The organism is Rhizobium sp. WYJ-E13, from assembly GCF_018987265.1.
Lineage (GTDB): Bacteria > Pseudomonadota > Alphaproteobacteria > Rhizobiales > Rhizobiaceae > Rhizobium.
In genome coordinates this window covers 1024721-1042609 of sequence record NZ_CP076854.1, presented here as the reverse complement: position 1 = coordinate 1042609, position 17889 = coordinate 1024721, and the positions used below count along the sequence as shown (strand labels likewise).

16 protein-coding genes, 1 pseudogene and 1 riboswitch are annotated in these 17889 nt (G+C 61.1%); of the genes and pseudogenes, 4 read left to right on the top strand and 13 right to left on the bottom strand.

Annotated features, from left to right (window positions below):
- Positions 1-31 precede the first annotated feature (31 nt).
- A complete protein-coding gene (locus tag KQ933_RS26320) occupies positions 32-1867 on the top strand; it encodes an ABC transporter ATP-binding protein (RefSeq protein ID WP_216760733.1) in 1836 nt (611 codons plus the stop codon).
- A 66-nt stretch (positions 1868-1933) separates the two neighbouring features.
- On the opposite strand, the gene KQ933_RS26315 is transcribed toward KQ933_RS26320, so the two are convergent.
- Positions 1934-2131 carry a hypothetical protein gene (locus tag KQ933_RS26315; RefSeq protein WP_183799326.1) on the bottom strand — a complete coding sequence of 66 codons (198 nt, stop codon included), beginning with the start codon at positions 2129-2131 and terminating at the stop codon, positions 1934-1936.
- Positions 2132-2382: 251 nt separating this feature from the next.
- On the opposite strand from KQ933_RS26315, the gene KQ933_RS26310 reads away from it, so the two are divergent.
- Positions 2383-3558 carry an adenylate/guanylate cyclase domain-containing protein gene (locus tag KQ933_RS26310; protein WP_216760732.1) on the top strand — a complete coding sequence of 392 codons (1176 nt, stop codon included), beginning with the start codon at positions 2383-2385 and terminating at the stop codon, positions 3556-3558.
- Positions 3559-3765: 207 nt separating this feature from the next.
- Here KQ933_RS26310 and atzF read toward each other — a convergent pair whose 3' ends face one another.
- From atzF to KQ933_RS33580, 8 genes are all read right to left on the bottom strand, one after another.
- On the bottom strand, positions 3766-5571 hold the full coding sequence (atzF, locus tag KQ933_RS26305; RefSeq protein WP_216760731.1) for an allophanate hydrolase: 1806 nt from the start codon (positions 5569-5571) through the stop codon (positions 3766-3768).
- A gap of 3 nt (positions 5572-5574) precedes the next feature.
- Positions 5575-9114, bottom strand: coding sequence for an urea carboxylase (gene uca / locus KQ933_RS26300; protein WP_216760730.1), 3540 nt, complete (start codon positions 9112-9114; stop codon positions 5575-5577).
- Between the two features lie 2 nt (positions 9115-9116).
- Entirely contained in the window at positions 9117-9767 is a 651-nt protein-coding gene (locus KQ933_RS26295) for an urea amidolyase associated protein UAAP2 (protein WP_216760729.1), read from the bottom strand.
- 10 nt (positions 9768-9777) lie between these two features.
- Entirely contained in the window at positions 9778-10599 is an 822-nt protein-coding gene (locus tag KQ933_RS26290) for an urea amidolyase associated protein UAAP1 (protein WP_216760728.1), read from the bottom strand.
- Positions 10596-11420: an ATP-binding cassette domain-containing protein gene (locus tag KQ933_RS26285; protein WP_216760727.1), complete on the bottom strand. Its 825-nt coding sequence runs from the start codon at positions 11418-11420 to the stop codon at positions 10596-10598. Before KQ933_RS26285 ends, KQ933_RS26290 begins: the two co-directional genes overlap by 4 nt.
- Entirely contained in the window at positions 11417-12235 is an 819-nt protein-coding gene (locus KQ933_RS26280) for an ABC transporter permease (protein WP_216760726.1), read from the bottom strand. The genes KQ933_RS26285 and KQ933_RS26280 overlap by 4 nt, the downstream gene beginning before the upstream one ends.
- A 61-nt stretch (positions 12236-12296) precedes the next feature.
- The gene (locus KQ933_RS26275) at positions 12297-13370 is read right to left on the bottom strand and encodes a putative urea ABC transporter substrate-binding protein (RefSeq protein ID WP_216760725.1); all 1074 of its coding nucleotides are present in this window, start codon (positions 13368-13370) and stop codon (positions 12297-12299) included.
- 74 nt (positions 13371-13444) lie between these two features.
- A riboswitch (guanidine-I (ykkC/yxkD leader) is annotated at positions 13445-13556 on the bottom strand.
- Between the two features lie 219 nt (positions 13557-13775).
- A complete protein-coding gene (locus KQ933_RS33580) occupies positions 13776-14081 on the bottom strand; it encodes a hypothetical protein (RefSeq protein WP_253958430.1) in 306 nt (101 codons plus the stop codon).
- Positions 14082-14407: 326 nt separating this feature from the next.
- Between KQ933_RS33580 and KQ933_RS26270 the strand changes: the two genes are divergently transcribed.
- Positions 14408-14701, top strand: coding sequence for a DUF2934 domain-containing protein (locus KQ933_RS26270; RefSeq protein ID WP_216760724.1), 294 nt, complete (start codon positions 14408-14410; stop codon positions 14699-14701).
- 114 nt (positions 14702-14815) lie between these two features.
- Here KQ933_RS26270 and KQ933_RS26265 read toward each other — a convergent pair whose 3' ends face one another.
- Complete coding sequence (locus KQ933_RS26265; RefSeq protein ID WP_216760723.1) at positions 14816-15019, bottom strand: cold-shock protein; 204 nt, start codon at positions 15017-15019, stop codon at positions 14816-14818.
- Positions 15020-15128: 109 nt separating this feature from the next.
- Here KQ933_RS26265 and KQ933_RS26260 point away from each other — a divergent pair.
- Positions 15129-15335: pseudogene (locus KQ933_RS26260) on the top strand (amino acid permease); the annotation flags it as partial.
- A gap of 106 nt (positions 15336-15441) precedes the next feature.
- Here the strand turns inward: KQ933_RS26260 and KQ933_RS26255 are convergent.
- The 3 genes from KQ933_RS26255 to KQ933_RS26245 are packed head-to-tail and all read right to left on the bottom strand — an operon-like array spanning position 15442 to position 17880.
- Complete coding sequence (locus tag KQ933_RS26255) at positions 15442-16212, bottom strand: SDR family NAD(P)-dependent oxidoreductase (protein WP_216760722.1); 771 nt, start codon at positions 16210-16212, stop codon at positions 15442-15444.
- A 16-nt stretch (positions 16213-16228) separates the two neighbouring features.
- The gene (locus KQ933_RS26250) at positions 16229-17203 is read right to left on the bottom strand and encodes an NAD(P)-dependent oxidoreductase (protein ID WP_216760721.1); all 975 of its coding nucleotides are present in this window, start codon (positions 17201-17203) and stop codon (positions 16229-16231) included.
- Positions 17200-17880, bottom strand: a complete 681-nt coding sequence (locus tag KQ933_RS26245) for an amino acid ABC transporter permease (RefSeq protein ID WP_216760720.1) — start codon at positions 17878-17880, stop codon at positions 17200-17202. Before KQ933_RS26245 ends, KQ933_RS26250 begins: the two co-directional genes overlap by 4 nt.
- Between the last annotated feature and the right edge of the window lie 9 nt (positions 17881-17889).

Below are 17889 nucleotides of genomic sequence, written 5' to 3'. Positions count from 1 at the left end.
TGGACGTTCCGGGAAAGTTGAGGAAGCGATCATGACAGGCATCCAGGCACAATCCATCACAACGGCGGAGCCGGTTCTCGCCGTCCGGAATCTGACGACATCGTTTCTGGTCGATGGCGCCTGGAAGCCTGTCGTTTGCAATGTCTCCTTCGACGTAGCACCGGGCGAGACGGTCGCCATCGTCGGTGAAAGCGGCTCCGGCAAGAGTGTAACCTCGCTGTCGATCATGCGTCTGTTGCAGGCGGATTCGAGCCGCATCGAAGGCAAGATCATGCTCGGCGGCCGTGATCTTCTCGGCTTGGCCGAAGATCAGATGCGCAAGGTCCGTGGCAACGACGTCGCGATGATCTTCCAGGAGCCGATGACGAGCCTCAATCCGCTCTTCACGATCGGCGACCAGATTTCCGAGGCCTTGCTCTGCCACAGGTCGATGTCGAAGACCGAAGCCCGGGCCGAGACGATCCGCCTGCTCGAAAAGGTGCGGATCCCCTCGGCCGCCTCCCGCTTTGATGAATATCCTCATCGCTTCTCCGGCGGCATGCGCCAGCGCGTTATGATTGCCATGGCGCTCGCCTCACGGCCGAAGCTTTTGATAGCGGACGAGCCGACGACGGCGCTCGACGTAACGATCCAGGGCCAGATCCTCGATCTGATCAAGATGCTGCAGGAGGAAGAGGGCACGTCGGTCCTGTTCATCACCCATGACATGGGCGTCGTGGCCGAGATCGCCGACCGCACCGTCGTCATGTATCGCGGCGAGCAGGTAGAGACGGGAGCAACGGCGGATATCTTCCATCGCGGCAAGCATCCCTACACCCGCGCCCTGCTGTCGGCCGTGCCGGTTCTCGGTTCCATGCAGGGTTACGAGCGGCCATTGCGCTTTCCCGTGGTCAATACGGCGACCGGGGAATCGAACAGTCCGGTCGAGACGGCCGACACGGTTGCCGCGGCATCCCGTCCCGTGTTGGAGGTCAAGAACCTCACCAAGCGCTTCGACATTCATTCCGGCCTGTTCGGCAAGTTGACCGGTCGTGTCCATGCGGTCGAGAACGTGTCCTTTGATCTCCATGCTGGCGAGACGCTGTCGCTCGTCGGTGAGTCCGGCTGCGGCAAATCGACAACCGGGCGTGCGATCATGCGGTTGATCGAGGCGCAGAGCGGTTCCGTCATTGCCGATGGCAAGGATGTGCTGGCGCTCGACAAGGCGGGTATGCGCGAGATGCGTAAGACCGTGCAAATGATCTTCCAGGATCCCTTCGCCAGCCTCAATCCGCGCATCCGCGTCGGCGATGCCATTGCCGAGCCCTATCTGGAGCACAGGATGGGGACCGGCAAGCAGGCGAAGGAGCGCGTCGCGGACCTCCTTACCAAGGTCGGCCTGACGCCCGACATGGCCTCGCGCTTCCCGCATGAATTCTCCGGCGGCCAGCGTCAGCGTATCTGCATTGCACGTGCGCTTGCATTGGAACCGAAAGTCATCGTGGCAGATGAAAGCGTTTCCGCACTCGACGTGTCGATCAAGGCGCAGGTCATCAACCTGATGCTCGATCTGCAGCAGAGCCTGAACCTCGCCTTCCTGTTCATTTCGCACGATATGGCGGTCGTCGAGCGCGTCAGCCATCGCGTTGCCGTCATGTATCTCGGCGAAATCGTCGAAATCGGCCCACGGGCGGCCGTCTTCGGCAACCCGCAGCATGACTACACCAAGAAGCTGATGTCGGCCGTCCCGGTTCCCGATCCCGATCGCCGCCGCGAAAAGCGGATTGTCGCCAATGACGAGATCAAGAGCCCAATCCGGCCTGTCGATTACAAGATCAAGCCGCTTGAATACCGTGAGATATCACCGGGGCATCTGGTGGCCGTCTAGGCACGCCGATAAGCCGCGGCTGCCGATTTTCGCGGCCGCGGCCAGCGATGTTCTGCGCAGCAAGCCTCAATGCTTCGTATCGTCGGCACGGAGCTGGTCGATTGCGTCAAGCGCTTCGTCTGCCGTCCAGCCGGCACGCAACGCCGCGGCGACGAGCCGAACCTCTGCCTCCATTTCGAGCCTGAGATAAAGTCCCTCCAGGGCCTCTTTGGCCGTAACCACGTGATCGTCATGCGGCACAACATCAACAGTCCGTACGGTCATAGACAGATTCCTTTCCTTCCTCGAAGTGGGTTGTGCTTCTTGTTAGGGCGATAACAGGCTCTTGGGTGTCCAAGAGAAGTATGACGCGGCTGCGGCAATTTTGTTCCATGCATCTTACCTCAATCGACGTGAGTGTCGAATTTTTTGCAACGGCGCCATCCTTGCCTGGGAATGACACGGCCAATGGACCAACGACGAAATTGGAGTAGAAGGACAAACCTCCACAAATTCGGGGACCAAAGGATGTGACCATGCCTCGCTTGCAGGACCTGATCGATTGGATCATCGCCGAAGGACTATCGACGGATACGATCGAGACCATTTTGCAAGGTGTTGCGGAACGGCTGACGGATCTCGGATATCCGATCCTCCGTGCCTCGATCGCGATGCCGTCGATCGACCCCCTGCAACGGGGATTTTCGGTTGCCTGGTATCGCTCTTCCGGCTTCTCGACCGAGGTTCAAGGGTATGATGAGGCGGGTCAGGAATTGTTCCGGCGCTCTCCCATCTCCTATCTCTTGGAGAATAACCTGCAATTTGCCCGCTGGCGATTGCCGCCGGGACCGGATGCTCCGCCGATTCCTCTCCTGACTGAGCTGGCGGAGCTCGGAGCGACCGATTATCTGACGAAGCTCGTTGCATTCCCCGGCGATACTGCGCTGGCGGGCGTCAGCTTCTCGATCGCCGTTGATGTCCCCGGGGGCTTTTCGGACAGGCTTATAGCCGATCTGGAGAGGTTGGTGCCGGCGCTGTCGCTTGCCTGTTGCCGCATCGCCACCACGCGTGTCGCGGCGGATGTGCTGGCCGTTTATACGGGCACCAGGACCAGCAATCGTATCCTGAGCGGTCATATCCGTCGTGGCGACGGTACGGCGGTTTACGCAGCGATCCTTCTCGCCGATCTCAAGAGTTTCACTTCGCTCAATGAAAAACATGCGCCCGAACGTATCGTTGCCTGGCTCAACGAACACTTCGAGGCGATCGGCGCTCCGGTCGAGCAGGAGGGCGGCGAGATCCTGAAATTCATGGGCGACAGTCTGCTTGCCATCTTCCCTGCCGATATCGACAACCCGGCTGAGGCATGCGGCCGCGCTCTATCGGCGGCGCGTGCTGCAATGGATGCCAATGCCGACGTCAATCGCAGGCGGGTGGAAGCGGGGGAGCCGGAGCTGCTTGTCGATATCGTGCTTCACGTCGGCGAAGTCTTTTATGGGAATGTCGGCGCGGCCCGCCGCCTTGACTTCACCGCCATTGGTAGAGCGGTCAATGAGGCGGCGCGCATGGAGAAAGTCGCCGACGAAATCGGCCACAGTCTGCTGGCATCCGCCGATTTCGTTTTGCAGGCGCCGGGCCGTTTCGAGAAAGCCGGCATTTTTCCACTCAAAGGCGTCGCTCGTCCTGCGGTGATTTACGCCTGGCCGGATTGAAGCTCGGCCGTCGCTGCGGCTCTCGCTCGGAGCCATAGAAAAGCTTGTACCGCCGCTGCTCGCACGGTGGCCATCATTTCGCCCCGTCTCGGCCATGGAGCGGTCTGCGGACAAAGATGACAGGTCGACCTCGTAGCGCGCCCGCACGCGCCGCCAGGCCATTGATCAGCAGTCGAACGATGAATTTCACTGCCGTACCCCTCCGATTCAAGCGGCCGATTTGCTGCGCATATAGTTCCGCCAGCCGCCGAGAGCCGTGATCTCCTCGGCTCCGTCGACAGCGTGGGATTCACAGAGAAAGCACGATACGCCCGAACCGTCCTCCAGCGTCACCTTGCCGATACCAAGCGGGGCAGGGATATTTGCAACGAAACGGCCGAAGCCCTCCGGCGGCAACGCCCAGACCTCGATCTCCAGTCCATGCCCGTCATACCCCGGCTCGCGGACGAGGCCGGGCTTTTGCGGCATAGTATTCGGAAGCACGAAGAGACGATAATCGCCTGCGGTGCGGCAAGCCCTTACCAATGTGCCACCCAATGTTGTCAGCTCATGATTGAGCGGCATACCCGTCAGATGCGCGCCGACTACGGCGATGGCGATGGTGTCGTCTGTCAGCGAGGCGACACGGCTCTGCTCAGGCATCGCCGCAGTGCGGTCGACACCCATGCCGGCTGCGGCTGCGCGATGCAGCGCATCGGCAAGGGGAGCCAGCGCATCGTCGGTGAAGGCTGGCGCAACCAGTGTCACGCCGCCCGGCAGGCCGTTGTCGCCGAAGCCGGCCGGAACAGCGATTGCAGCGCAATCGAGCAGATTGACAAAGTTCGTGTAGCGGCCAAGCCGACCGTTGAGCACGATCGGGTCGGCCTGCATGTCGGCGACTTTATAGGTCGTCGGTGCTGTCGGCAGCAGCAGCAGATCGGCCTTTGCCCATTCGTCCTCCGTCTTGCGCCGCAACTCTTCGAGCTTGTAACGGCCATTGAAGGCATCGACAGCGGTTTTGCCTTTCGCGCCTTCGATAATCTTGCGGACCGTGGGATCGAAATCGGCGGCATTGCTCGCCAGGAAATCTTCGACGGCAGCCAGGCGCTCGGCAACCCAAGGGCCATCATAGAGGAGAGAAGCCGCCTCACGGAATGGCGCGTAATCGAAGGGAACGATCGTCGCGCCGAGCGCTCTGGCCCGGTCGATTGCCTGATCGTAGAGCGCCTCGACATTGGCATCGCCGAAGAATTCGCGCTCTGCGCCGTCGAGAACGCCGACGCGCGGGGCGGCGGCCGGAAGCGAAGCCGGCTTGGCACGCCTGGAGAACGCGTCGGCGGCATCGAAGCCCTCGGCAATCTTGCGGATTGCGACGCCGTCGCCGACAACAGCGGCAAAGATGGTGATGCAATCGACGCTCTTGCAGGCCGGCACCGCGCCGGTATTCGACAGCAGGCCCGGAGTCGGCTTGATGCCGACGAGATTGTTGAAAGCGGCCGGCACACGACCTGAACCTGCCGTATCCGTGCCGAGTGCGAAGGTGGCGAGGCCAGATGCCACCGTCACCGCCGAACCGGAGCTCGAACCGCCGGAGATATAGTCGGAGTCAAAGACCGATCGTGGCGCTCCATGGGGTGAGCGCGTACCATTGAGGCCGGTCGCGAACTGATCGAGATTGGTCTTGCCGATCACGATCGCACCTGCCGCCCGCAGTCGTGCAACGACAGTTGCGTCCTTCTCGGGATGATAGGCGAAAGCCGGGCAGGCAGCGGTGGTCGGCAGCCCCGCCACGTCGATGTTGTCCTTCACCGCGAAGGGCATGCCCCAGAGCGGCAGGCTATTTGGCGTTGGCGCTCGCTCCATCAGGGCGCGAGCCTCGGCCCGCAACGTGTCATCAGGCGTCGGCGTGATGAAGATTGCCGGATCCTTCGAGGCGGCACGACGGGCAATCACGGTCTCGATGACATCGAGCGGGGTTGTGCCCGCCTCATAGGCTGCGCGAAGGCTTGTCAGATCAAGAATGGTCGGCAGCATAGGTCAGCATTCCTCCAGAACAACAATGATATCGCCCGCTTTGACGTTTCGTCCGGGCCCGGCGCGCAGGTCGCGGACACGGCCCGGCGCATGTGCGGTGACGTTGATTTCCATTTTCATGGATTCGATGATGGCAAGCGTGTCGCCGGCCGCGACCGGTACGCCCGGCTCGACCAGCAGTTTCCAGATATTGCCGGGTACGGCGCTGGCCACGCCGAAGCATCCCTCGGGAATATCCCCGTCCAGGCTTTCGACTGAGCCTTCGTCAGCGACGAAGCTGTCGAGGCCCGCCTCCTTCCAGCGTTGGCGCTCGGCATCGAAGGCCGCCTGCTGTCTCGTCTTGAAGCTGCCGATCGAGGCGGTATTCGCCAGCAGTTCGCTCTCATAGGCCGCATAGGAGAATTCCGTTTCCTCGATCGTGACGGGGTAGCCGCCATGCGGGAAGGCGCCGCGGGCTTCCGCCAGCTCCTGGTGGCTGACCGGGAAGAAGCGGATCTGATCGAAGTAATCGAGCAGCCACGGCTTGTCCTTGGCAAAGACCGGCGTCTGCCGCCACGTATTCCACATCTGGATGGTGCGGCCGAAGAGCTGGTAACCGCCAGGGCCTTCCATGCCATAGATGCACATATAGGCGCCGCCGATACCGACGGCATTTTCCGGTGTCCATGTGCGGGCCGGATTATATTTGGTCGTTACGAGCCGATGGCGCGGATCGATCGGAGTGGCGACCGGCGCGCCGAGATAGACGTCGCCGAGGCCGAGCACCAGGTAGCTGGCATCGAAGACGACATCGCGCACCGCCTGTTCATCCGCAAGACCATTGATGCGGCGGATGAACTCGATATTGGACGGGCACCATGGCGCGTTCGGCCGCACGAGCTCCTGATACTTGCGCATGGCAAGTTCCGCGTCCGGATCGTTCCAGGATAGCGGCAGATGCACGATGCGGCTCGGCACTTTGACGTCCTGGGCTGCCGGCAGGCCCGCCTCGATCTCGGCGAGCAAGCCAAGCAGGCGCTTGCGGGTCAAATTCGTACCGTCATAGTGAATCTGCAGCGAGCGGATGCCTGGCGTGAGATCGATAATCCCTGGCAGACGCGCTTTCGATACGGCCTGCATCAGGAGATGAACCCTGAGCCGCAGAGCGATATCGAGCGTCATCGGCCCATACTCGACCAGCAGGTTGTCGTCACCCTGCCGGCGGTAGACGACGGAGACGGGTCCATCGTCACGGTGGCCGACGATCGGTGTGCCCGCCTCCTCCTTGGCCCGATGCACCGCCGGGCCGGCAATCGGATCCTCAGAACGTGAAACGGGATGGAAGCGGATGCGGTCGCCCGGTTTGAACTGCCCCATCTTCCACTGCTCGTCGCGGGCGATCACCGCAGGGCAGACGAATCCACCGAGGCTCGGTCCGTCCGGACCCAGGATGATCGGCATGTCGCCGGTAAAATCGATCGCGCCGATGGCATAGGCGTTGTCATGCAGATTTGAGGGATGAAGGCCTGCCTCTCCACCGTCGCTACGTGCCCATTTCGGCGCCGGGCCGATCAGGCGCACGCCGGTGCGGGCGCTGTTGAAATGCACCTCGTAGCTCGTCGAAAACAGCGTCTCGATATCGCCGTCCTCAAAGAAATCGGGGGCACCATGCGGGCCATAGACAACGCCGACATCCCATTCACGGGTCAATTCTGCCGGCTCCGTCGCCGGTTTCGGCGGCCCGACAGCAACCTCTCTGGCAAGATGCAGTACATGGCCAGTCTTCAGCGTACCTGTAGCGTTGCCCCCGAACTGGCCGAGGCCGAAGGTGGCGCGTGAACCGAGCACGGCGGGAGCGGCAAAACCGCCTGCCACAGCCAGATAGGCCCGCTGCCCCGGCCCATCGATGCTGCCGATTGAGAGGATCTGGCCGGCGCGGATAATCACGGCTTCGCCATGCGGCAATTTCGCGCCATCAACGCTTATTGCCATTCTGGCACCGGCGAGCGCCACCACCGTATCGGTATGGAATTTCAGCACCGGACCGGAAACCGTCAGTTCCAGCGCCGCAACCATATCACCGTTGCCGACGAGGCGGTTGGCATGGCGGAACGAGCGCTCGTCCATCGGACCGCTCGGCGGCACGCCGACATGCCACAGGCCGAGGCGACCCGGCAGTTCCTGGATACTCGACTGCGCGCCCGGCGTAAGCACCTCGATGACCTCGGGTACGAAGGAAAAGTCACGCAACGCCGTTGTTGCCACCTTGCCGCTGGCGAGTAGATCCGAACCGGCGATGGCGCGAAGGTAATCCAGGTTGGTCTCGATGCCCGATATCGATGTGCTCGAAAGCGCGGCCTTCAGCTTCTCGATCGCTGCTGGGCGATCCTGAGCAGAGACGATGATCTTGGCGAGCATTGGATCGTAGAAAGGCGTCACCTCCGTGCCCGTCTCGACCCAACCGTCGATACGTGCATCATCAGGGAATGACACCTCCGTCAGCAGCCCGGCGCTTGGGCGGAAATCTGCATGCGGCATCTCCGCATAGACGCGCACCTCGATCGCTGCACCCTTCGGCTGCAGGGTCTCTGTGCCGGAGAGTACGTCTTCGCCCGCCGCTTGGCGGATCATCCATTCAACGAGATCTATGCCGAAGACGGCTTCCGTTACCGGATGCTCGACCTGCAGGCGAGTGTTGACCTCAAGGAAAAAGAACTCCTCACGCACGGGGTCGTAAATGAATTCGACGGTGCCGGCGGATTCGTAGGAGACCGACGAACCGAGATCGACGGCTGCCTTGTGCAGGCGAGCGCGGATTGCTGCGGAAAGACCGGGGGCAGGGGTCTCCTCGACCACCTTTTGATTCCGCCGCTGCAGCGAGCAGTCGCGCTCGCCGAGCGCGATGACCGTGCCTTTCCCGTCGCCGAAGATCTGCACTTCAACATGGCGGGCTTCGGCTACAAAACGTTCGATATAGACACGCGCATCACCGAAGCTCGCCCGCGCGGTTCGCTGCACGCTTTCGAACGAGGCCTTGAGGCTTTCCGGATCACCACAGAGCTGCATGCCGATGCCGCCGCCGCCTGCCGTGCTTTTCAGCATGACAGGATAGCCGATCGCTTCTGCAGCAGAGAGTGCTTCGTCGGTGCTCGATAGCAAGCCGGTACCGGGCAGGAGCGGCACACCGCTCGCCTTGGCGAGTTCGCGGGCCGTGTGCTTGAGTCCGAAGGCTGAGAGATGCTCGGGTCGCGGGCCGATGAAGGCGATGCCTTCAGCGGCCAGACGCTCGGCAAAGCCGATATTTTCCGACAGGAAGCCATAGCCGGGATGCACCGCCTCGGCACCGGTCGCCTTGCAGGCGGCAATCACGGCATCGACGTTGAGATAGCTTTCGCTGGCCGGCGCCGGGCCGAGGCGAACAGCTTCATCGGCCATCACGGCAGGCTTTGCGAAACGGTCGGCATCGGAATAGACGGCGACGGAAGCAATTCCCATGCGCCTCAGGGTCTTGATGACCCGGATGGCGATTTCGCCCCGGTTTGCGATCAGGACTTTCTTGAACATCCTCAGTCCTCGCCATCCCAGATCAGCACGCGGATCGGCGTCGGATCGAAGCCGTTGCACGGGTTGTTGATTTGCGGGCAGTTGGAGATGACACAGAGCACGTCCATCTCGGCGACGAGTTCGACATAATCGCCCGGCGCGGAGATGCCGTCGACGATCGTCATCTCGCCATTCGGCTTGATCGGCACGTTCATGAAGAAATTGATGTTCGGGACGATGTCGCGCTTGCCCATGCCGTGTTTCGAAACTTCGAGGACGAAGTTGTCGCGGCAGGCGTGCAGGTATTTCGTGCCATGGCCGAAGCGCACCGTATTGCTCTCGCAGGAGCAGGCGCCGGCCGACGTGTCATGACGGCCGCAGCTGTCTGCCGTCATGGTGAGCATGACATTGCCTTCGTTCGACATGATCTTCGTGCCGATGCCGACATAGGCGGCACCTTGCATGCGCATCGTATCCTGGTTGGAATAGCGCTCGGAAAAATCACCGGCACGATAGAAGAGCGTGTCGATAGCCTGTTGGCCGTAACTGTCCTCGATGCGGATCGTCTGGCCCTTGCGCACGATGCCGGACCATGGGGCTTCTGCTGGAATGAAGTGATCCTGCGCGGCATTTTCTATGGCGCGGGCTGGGGAGGTCTGGATGAAATCGGACATCGTCTTCTCCTCAGGCCTGCATCAAGGCGTTGTTTTCGAAGCCGCGCACGGCTTCAGCGGTTGCCGTCCGGCAAAGATCATCCGTGGCCGGAACCGCGGCCTTGTAGCGCGTAACGACGACCGGCTTCGGCTGATAGGCCGGTTCGGGATCAAGCGGATGCGGGCAATTGGAAAAGCCGACCAGCATGTCCATTTCTGCTCGCAGCTCCACATAGTCACCGCTGTTGGAGAGCTTCTTCTGCCAGCCGAAGCCACCGTCCTCGGTAAGGCGAACGGGTGCGAAGAGATTGAGGATGCCGGGTATGTCGCGGCGGTCAAGGCCGAGCTTGCCGGCGACGAGGACGAGGTTGTCACGAGTATTGCGCGTCTTCTCGCCGGGATATTTGTCTGCATTCGAGACGGCCGTCGAGCCACCCATCAGGCAGTCATGGGCACCGGAACTGTCCTCGATCATCGAGAACATGACGCGGCCCATGTCGGAGAAGATCACACGCCCCTTGCCGAGCGCCGTCGTCCACTGGACCTTGGCGGTATCGACCAGATTAATGCGCTCGCTGGTATCGGCCGCGTTCCAGGCGACGAGCGCTACCGTGGAATTGCCCTCTGCCTGATCGATGCGGATTGCTTCACCGCGTAGGAGCTTCGTGGACCAGTACCAACCGCCCGGAATGGTCTCCTGATGAACGATGGCGGCGGCATCGATGGCCGGCGCCGGCAGCGGGCTTGGGCCGGGCAGTGCCTTGGGGGCAAATTCCAGCCCCTTCTTCTGATGTTCATCGTAGCGCGCGCGGTTGGCGGCGATCTCTTCGGGCGAACGTCTCATATGCATCATAGCATCTCTCCTGACGGTGCCAGGTCGTCCCGGCCGTGCCCCAGGGAAGCGACCGGGCCGTCCCGGTCGGGGCTGAAAATCGATGACTGGCCGGCAAGGCGCGGTGGCCAGATGGAAATGTCCTTGGTGATGGTGGCGCCGTAACGCTCCTTCTCCTCCGGCCGGTCGCGGCGGCGTTCGAAGGCGACGACTCGGCTCGCAAGGGTGAAGGCTTCGCGCATGTCGTGCGTGACGATGACGACGGTCATCTGCGTCTCGTGCCAGAGCCGTTTCATCAACATGTGGATCTCGGCGCGGATGCCGGGATCGAGCGCGCCGAAAGGCTCGTCGAGCAGCAGCACCTTCGGCTTCATGATCAGCGCCTGGGCCAGCGCAAGGCGCTGCTGCATGCCTCCGGAAAGCTGGGCCGGATATTTGCCTTCGGAACCGGCGAGACCGACCTCGGCAATCAGCCGGCGCGCGTCTTCCAACGCGTTGCGGCGGGCTGCACCGAAGAGCCTCGCCCTGTAGCGTGCGGCGGTCAATTCCTTGCCGAGCAGCACATTGCCGAGCACGGTCAGGTGCGGGAAGACGGAATAGCGCTGGAAGACGACTCCACGATCTGGCCCAGGTTCCGGTGGCAGCGGCTCACCGTCGAGCAGGATCTTGCCCTTCGTCGGCCGTTCCTGACCAAGCAGCATGCGCAGAAATGTGGACTTGCCGCAGCCGGAAGGGCCGACCAGAGCGACGAAGGCCCGCGAGGCGACGGTCAGCGACACGTCCTCGAGCACGATCTGGTCTCCATATTCCTTCCAGACCTTTTCGATCTTCAGCTCGCTCATGCCTGCCTCTCCAGTTCCGACCAGGGGAAGACGGCGATGCGCAGGCGGTCGAGTAGATAATTCATCACGACGGCAAGCAGGGTGATCCAGACCACATAGGGAAAGATGATATCCATCGAGAGATAGCGGCGGACGAGGAAGATGCGGTAACCGAGGCCGGAATCCGAGGAGATCGCCTCCGCCGCGATCAGAAACAGCCATGCCGGGCCGAGCTGCAATCTGAGGCAGGTTATCAGCCGCGGCAGAATCTGCGGCAGCACGACACGCAGGCCGATCTGCCATGAGGAGCCGCCGAGCGTCTCGGCCTTGACGATCTGTTCGCGGGGCAGCTCCAGCGCCTTCAGTGCCAGGTCGCGGATCATCGTCGGCGCGACGCCGATCACGATGAGGGCAATCTTCGAGGTTTCGCCGAGCCCCATGACGATGAAGAGGATAGGCAGGAGTGCCAGCGGCGGCACCATGGAGATGACGGCAACGAAAGGGGAAAGCAGCGCTCTCAGATAAGGCAGCATGCCGATCAGCATGCCGACGACGAGCGCAATTGCGGTGGAGATCCCGAGGCCGGAGAGCAGCCGGATCAGGCTTGCTCCCGTATCCGACCAGAGCAGATATTCGCCTGTGCGCTGGTCGGCAACGAAGGCCAGGCGGTTGATCGCATCGGCAAAGCCAGCAAGGCTTGGCAGAAGCTTGTCATTGGCGTTATCCGCCAGTCGCGCGGCCGAACCGAACGCATAGGCGACGACGAGCAGCACGAATGGCAACGTCATCAAGGCAAACTGTGCGCCCCGGCTCGGCCTCGTGTTGATCCAACGCATGGGAAATGCTCCGCTGGTGAAGGAAAGGGACGGCGCGTGTGGGCCGCGCCGCCTGCTGCAATCAGAGCGAACCGTCGGCTGCGGCCTTCATGTAGGTTTCGGTGAAACGCAGCTTCACGTTGCCCGTGTCACCCAGCACCTTGCCGTCGGGCATTTCAATGCCGATGACATCGGCAGACGGGGCGCCGTTGCCGAGCAGACCCTTTTCGAAGAGGAAGGCGCGGACGAGGTCCATGGTCTTCGGCAGGCTCGGCGAGGCGGTGAATGCAACTGCATCAGCCGGCTTGTCGAAGAGCTTGGTGGCGGCGAGCTGGGCTTCGTAGCCGGCAAGATCGGTGCCGGATGCCGAACCCATGGCCTCGCGGGCTGCCTTGCCCTCAGCGGTGTCGGCCCTCAGCAGAGCGGCCGTCTCATACCAGATGCCGGCAAGCGCCTTGCCGAAATTCGGATTGTCTTTCAGTACGCCGGTATTGGCGACCATCAGGTCGATGATCTCGCCCGGCACCTGCGAGCTGTCGAAAACCTTCTTGGCGGTGGGATCTTCAAGGATGGAGGAGACCAGCGGGTTCCAGGTGACGACGGCGGTGACATCGGGCGTCTTGTAGGCGGCGACCATGTCGGCGTCTGAGGTATTGACCACCTTCACGTCCCGCTCCGTCAGTTTGATGCTTTCGAGCGCACGGGCCAGCAGGTAGTGCGAGACGGAGAATTCGACGAGGTTGACGTTTTGGCCCTTGATATCGGTGAGGTTCGCCTTGTCTTTCAGAATGACGGCATCATTGCCGTTCGAGAAGTCGCCGACAATGACCGCTGTCGTATCGACGCCGCCGGCGGCGGGGATCGACAGGCCGTCCATATTTGTCAGGGTCACGGCATCGAAGGCGCCGGCCGTGTACTGGTTCATTGACTCCACATAATCGTTGAACTGCGTGACATCGATCTTGATGCCGTATTTGTCGGCCCATTTCTTGACGATGCCGTGGTCAGCTGCATAGCCCCAGGGCATCCAGCCGACATAGATCGACCATGCGACCTTGAATTCGGTCTTCTGCTCGGCCTCGGCGATGGAGCCGAACCCGAGCGCCAGCGACACAGAGAGCGCGGTTACGGAAAGGATTTTCGAAAAAGTCTGCATTGAAATTCCCCTTTTGCTTTTCTTCAAAAGGGATCGGCAATGACCATCGTGCCGCCAATCCCTTGGCTTACGAGGTCTCCCGGGCTTTTGTCCCGCCGTGCACCCGGCGGGATTTCTCCCCCGCCGGTGGTGGCTCTCGGACCAGCCGCGCTCTCTAAGAGCGCCGGAACCCTAGCCACCAACTCTGCCTTTCTCAAAGCAAACACCATGCCAGGTGGTGTATCTATTTGATTTTATAGAGCTGACGTATGTTGCGCACTGGCAAGTGCCGAAAAAGTGCATACTAATGCCTATAAAATAGGCAATGTGCTGGGTGCGTCAGCGATATGCGTAAAAATTAACATTCCTAGAAAGTTGGCGGCTATGAAAAAATTGAGCTAGGAGATAATTCATTCGTTTGGCGATCTATGGGATATCTCTCGACTCCAGTTCCGGGCAGCTTGGCTCGTTTCCGAAGGTGATCTCCTTGCGATCTCCGTTAATCGTCAGCCCCCTGAAGGTCAGCACATTCTCGTCACGATAGACGATCTCGCTTCGGTAAATGCCCGCGCGTATCGCTCTGTTTCTGGCTCGACTGACGTTGCACTGCCCGATCGGCGGTGACACATGCCAATTGGACGTACCTTGCGTGTCGGTTTGCCATCCCTGAGCTGAAGCCAGCGTGGAACTGATGAGTAACGCAGATGCTGAAAGCAAAAATTTGGACGACAATCGAGATTTCACGACGTTACTCCGAGGCGATTCAGCTACCGATGCCTCTGCTATTATCTGAAATTGCTTGCTAGATCATCCAACGGCGCGCCAATCGGCTTTGACTTCTCAAGAGATGGTGAACAACGGCATTCGCAATCTGCAAATTGCGACGCCGGCCCGGAGAGTAGCCATCACCAACTGATCGCCGGCGCGGTCAGCGAGCCGGAGAACGAAGGCATGACCGCGCTGCCAACTATTCGCTGCCGGAAATGCGCGGTGGCACTTGCCTCTGATATGAGCCGCACCATGTGAGTGGTCTTAAGGTCTAGCTCAGGGAGGAACGGATGGCAGTGAACGAAGACCGTCTCAGACAACGCGCCTATGAGATCTGGGAGCAGGAGGGCCGGCCCCACGGGGAGGACATGAAGCACTGGCTGCAGGCATTTCAAGAAATCGCCGCGAGCACCGAAGCCAATGGTCAGCCGGTCAAGAAACCCCGGTCGAAGAAGGCTGGTAAGGCGGAGGTCGCTCCTAAGGTAAAAGCCGCAAGCAAGTCCAAAGGCGGTGCCCAGAGCGTTCCGACGACGGCTCCGCCGCCGAAGTCAACTAAGATTGCCACAGGCGTTACCAAGCACTAACCGGGCTGCTTCCTGGCGGTCCATGCAACCTGGTTGGATGGGTTGAAAAAGCGGGGCGCGTCGATGAGCGCCCTGCGATGAGTTCTGATTGTCGAAAAGGAGATTCCGCGCAGTTTAGAGCGGTCTGACGTTTTCGGCCTTCGACTTGCCAGTCTTCCGATCCTGGCCGATATCGAAGGACACGTTCTGGCCTTCCTTCAGTGCATCGCCGTATTGCAATGCGGACACGTGCACGAAAACGTCAGCTCCACCGTCGTCAGGTGTGATGAAGCCGAAACCCTTGTCGTTGTTGAAAAACTTTACTTTGCCAGTCGGCATGAGAATCCTCGTGTGCTTGCGGTTCAATCGCGCCTGCAATCTAGCGATTAGCTGTCGCGCGATCAACCCGATCTACCAGCGATGCAGAAGAGCCTCTTTGGCCGGCACCCTCGGCGCCGGCGCCAAGGTCTGGGGCGATGCCAATGCGCTCTGGGTCGGCTTCATCTTCGCAGCCCTCATCCTGCCGGTTTTCGCTTACCGCCTCTATGCGCGCGACGGCGGCAAGTTCCCCGCCGGCACTATAGAAGACCTCGCCCTCGCCGGCGGCCTCGCCATCGTGCTGATCGCCAACTGGATCTTCCAGCTGCCAGCGTAATGACTTCGTCTTCGGGACGTAATCCCCGTCGTGTGTAACGGGCAGTCCTCGCGTTTATGAGCGCGAGGAGTGCAAAATTGATAGGTCCTTCAGCGCAGGCACGCGTTCAGGCTGCCATCCAGCCGCCATCGACGAGCAAATTGTGCCCGGTAATGTACCTCGCCTCGTCACTGGCCAGGAACAATGCCGCATTGGCGACGTCGGAAGGCCGTCCCAGACGGGTCATCGGCGTTCGCCTGTGCGAGTAGTCCAGCATGTCAGGGGCTACAGCGCGTCCCGACTTGCCCGTCAGGATCTTTCCAGGGGCGACCGCGTTGCAGATGATGTTGTCCTTGGCGTAGTCGGCGGCAATCTGCTTTGTCATATAAACGAGGCCTGCCTTGCTGACGCCATAAGCGAAATCGCCGGGCGCCGAAATCATACCGTGCTGCGATGAGATATTGATGATGCGTCCGCGGGCCTCGTTGACGACATCCTGCTTGAGCATGATGCGGACCGCTGCCCGGCTGCAGAGGAAGGCGCCTTTCAGGTTGACATCCATGACGCGGTCCCAATCGGCTTCCTCGGTTTCGGCAAGCGGCGCTGGCGCATGGATCGCGGCATTGTTGACAAGGATGTCGAGCCGGCCGAAACGGGCCGCACTTTGTGCAAATACGTGTTCCACCTCGTCCGTCCTGGCGATGTCGGCCCTGATGAACATCGCATTCGAGCTGATGGCAAGAAGAGCGTCGAGCACCGGCGGGCCGCCCTCGACGACATCCGAGGTGATGTCGACGGCAACGATGTTGGCCCCTTCCTCGCAAAATCTGCGGGCGATCGAACGCCCGATACCCGAGGATGCGCCGGTGATGACGACGGTCTTGTTGTTCAGCCGCATGGCCTAGCCTCGCTTCTCATAGAGGGATACCGATTGCCGCAAGCCAGGACCGATAGTCATCAGCGGCAGTACGACCCGAAAAACGCGGATGGAAACCGACATCCCTGCCAATGCGGGCAATATCGAGTGCCGCGCGATCCTTCGCCAATCCGAATACCACATTGGGCTTTTCGGCCCCGCTGGCGATGTGCCATCCATGCGCCCAGGGCGCCGTTTCCAGCTGTTCGCACCAGTCGGCGACATCCGTCATCGATCCTCCGCCCAGATTATAGAGGCCGTTGCCCAGATGATCGGCGAGCAGCAGGGCCACAAGACCCAGTCCGGCATCGCGACTGTAGAGCCAGTCGCCGGTGAGCCGGCGTGGAAGCACGACATGCTCGCCTCGCCGCCAAAGGTCAACGACCTGGGCGTGCGGGCTCAGAAGCGGCCGCAGGCCCGTCTTGTATTCCCAGGGACCATAGACTGGTCCGAGCCGGGCGATCGTCAGATCGATGTCATAGAGGCCGGCAAGGCGGCGTGCTGCATCTTCGGCGGCAAGCTTGGTGATGCCGTAAAGGCTCTGCGGCGCCGGTACGGCCTCGTTTTCCCGATACGTGGCGCTTGCGGGCGGGATCTCGCCGTAGACCGCGACGCTGCTGGCGAGCAACACCTTCGGACGCCGCTTCAGTCGCGATAGTGCACGCATCAAGTTGGTCGTGCCGCCGATGTTCACGGCAACGATGGATGATGGATCGTCCATTTCGGCAGCCTGATCCGGCGTCACGGCGGCGAGATGAACGACCGCTTCTGGCTCCGTCGCGGCGAGCAGCGCTTCCAGCGCCTTGCCGTCGGTAATGTCGCCGCGGTGGAACGGTGGCCAACCCAGGACGCCAGCAAAGGCTTCCGGCATCGGATCCCGTCCGAACAGCACGACCTCTCGGCCGGCTGCTTGCAATGTCTCGGCAAGGGCAAGTCCGACGAAGCCTGTACCGCCGGTGATAATGACGCTCATCGATGGTTTCTCCCGATGATGGCGCGCCGCTCCATGCGGGAAACCCAATGAGAGAATGGCCACAGCATGATGAAGAAGATCACTGCTGCGGCCGTCAGCGGCGTCGGATTATAGGTCTGCTCCTGAGCGACGCGCGCTGAACGCAGAAGCTCCGGAAGTGCGACCATGGAGGCGATCGACGTCGTCTTGACGAGTTCGAGTGAATTGCTGGCGAGTGGCGCAAGCACCTTTCGAAGCACCTGGGGAAGGATGATCAGCATCATCGTATGGCCACGATGCAGGCCGAGGGCGGCCGCCGCCTCATGCTGCCCTCTATTTATCGACTGCAGCCCGGCACGAAAGATCTCGCCGAAATAGCCGGTATTGTTGATCACGAGCGCCACGACGACGGCGGTGAAATTTCCGAGCGTGATCCCGAAGAAAGGTAGGCTGTAGAAGATGAGGATCAGCAGGACGATGACAGGGAAGGATCGCAGCAGATCGATCAATACGATCACGACGCGACGGGTGAGCGAGCCGCCGAAGCTGTAGAGGATCGCAACGGCAAGGCCGGTCATGATCGACAGGGGCAGGGTGACGAGCGCCAGAAGGACGGTCAGCTCAAGGCCTTGCAGAAGCAGAGGATAGATCTGCAGGAAGGAGGCGGGGCTTGCAAAATTCTGAAGAAAGAGATCCATGGCTGCGCC

What these genes read in the sequence shown, in the direction of transcription:
- KQ933_RS26265 (WP_216760723.1), bottom strand. Translation starts at nt 15,019, where the DNA reads ATGCCGACTGGCAAAGTAAAGTTTTTCAACAACGACAAGGGTTTCGGC.
- KQ933_RS26295 (WP_216760729.1), bottom strand. Translation starts at nt 9,767, where the DNA reads ATGTCCGATTTCATCCAGACCTCCCCAGCCCGCGCCATAGAAAATGCC.
- KQ933_RS26310 (WP_216760732.1), top strand. Translation starts at nt 2,383, where the DNA reads ATGCCTCGCTTGCAGGACCTGATCGATTGGATCATCGCCGAAGGACTA.
- KQ933_RS26280 (WP_216760726.1), bottom strand. Translation starts at nt 12,235, where the DNA reads ATGCGTTGGATCAACACGAGGCCGAGCCGGGGCGCACAGTTTGCCTTG.
- KQ933_RS26255 (WP_216760722.1), bottom strand. Translation starts at nt 16,212, where the DNA reads ATGCGGCTGAACAACAAGACCGTCGTCATCACCGGCGCATCCTCGGGT.
- atzF (WP_216760731.1), bottom strand. Translation starts at nt 5,571, where the DNA reads ATGCTGCCGACCATTCTTGATCTGACAAGCCTTCGCGCAGCCTATGAG.
- KQ933_RS26320 (WP_216760733.1), top strand. Translation starts at nt 32, where the DNA reads ATGACAGGCATCCAGGCACAATCCATCACAACGGCGGAGCCGGTTCTC.
- KQ933_RS26270 (WP_216760724.1), top strand. Translation starts at nt 14,408, where the DNA reads ATGGCAGTGAACGAAGACCGTCTCAGACAACGCGCCTATGAGATCTGG.
- uca (WP_216760730.1), bottom strand. Translation starts at nt 9,114, where the DNA reads ATGTTCAAGAAAGTCCTGATCGCAAACCGGGGCGAAATCGCCATCCGG.
- KQ933_RS26315 (WP_183799326.1), bottom strand. Translation starts at nt 2,131, where the DNA reads ATGACCGTACGGACTGTTGATGTTGTGCCGCATGACGATCACGTGGTT.
- KQ933_RS26275 (WP_216760725.1), bottom strand. Translation starts at nt 13,370, where the DNA reads ATGCAGACTTTTTCGAAAATCCTTTCCGTAACCGCGCTCTCTGTGTCG.
- KQ933_RS26290 (WP_216760728.1), bottom strand. Translation starts at nt 10,599, where the DNA reads ATGATGCATATGAGACGTTCGCCCGAAGAGATCGCCGCCAACCGCGCG.
- KQ933_RS26250 (WP_216760721.1), bottom strand. Translation starts at nt 17,203, where the DNA reads ATGAGCGTCATTATCACCGGCGGTACAGGCTTCGTCGGACTTGCCCTT.
- KQ933_RS26245 (WP_216760720.1), bottom strand. Translation starts at nt 17,880, where the DNA reads ATGGATCTCTTTCTTCAGAATTTTGCAAGCCCCGCCTCCTTCCTGCAG.
- KQ933_RS26285 (WP_216760727.1), bottom strand. Translation starts at nt 11,420, where the DNA reads ATGAGCGAGCTGAAGATCGAAAAGGTCTGGAAGGAATATGGAGACCAG.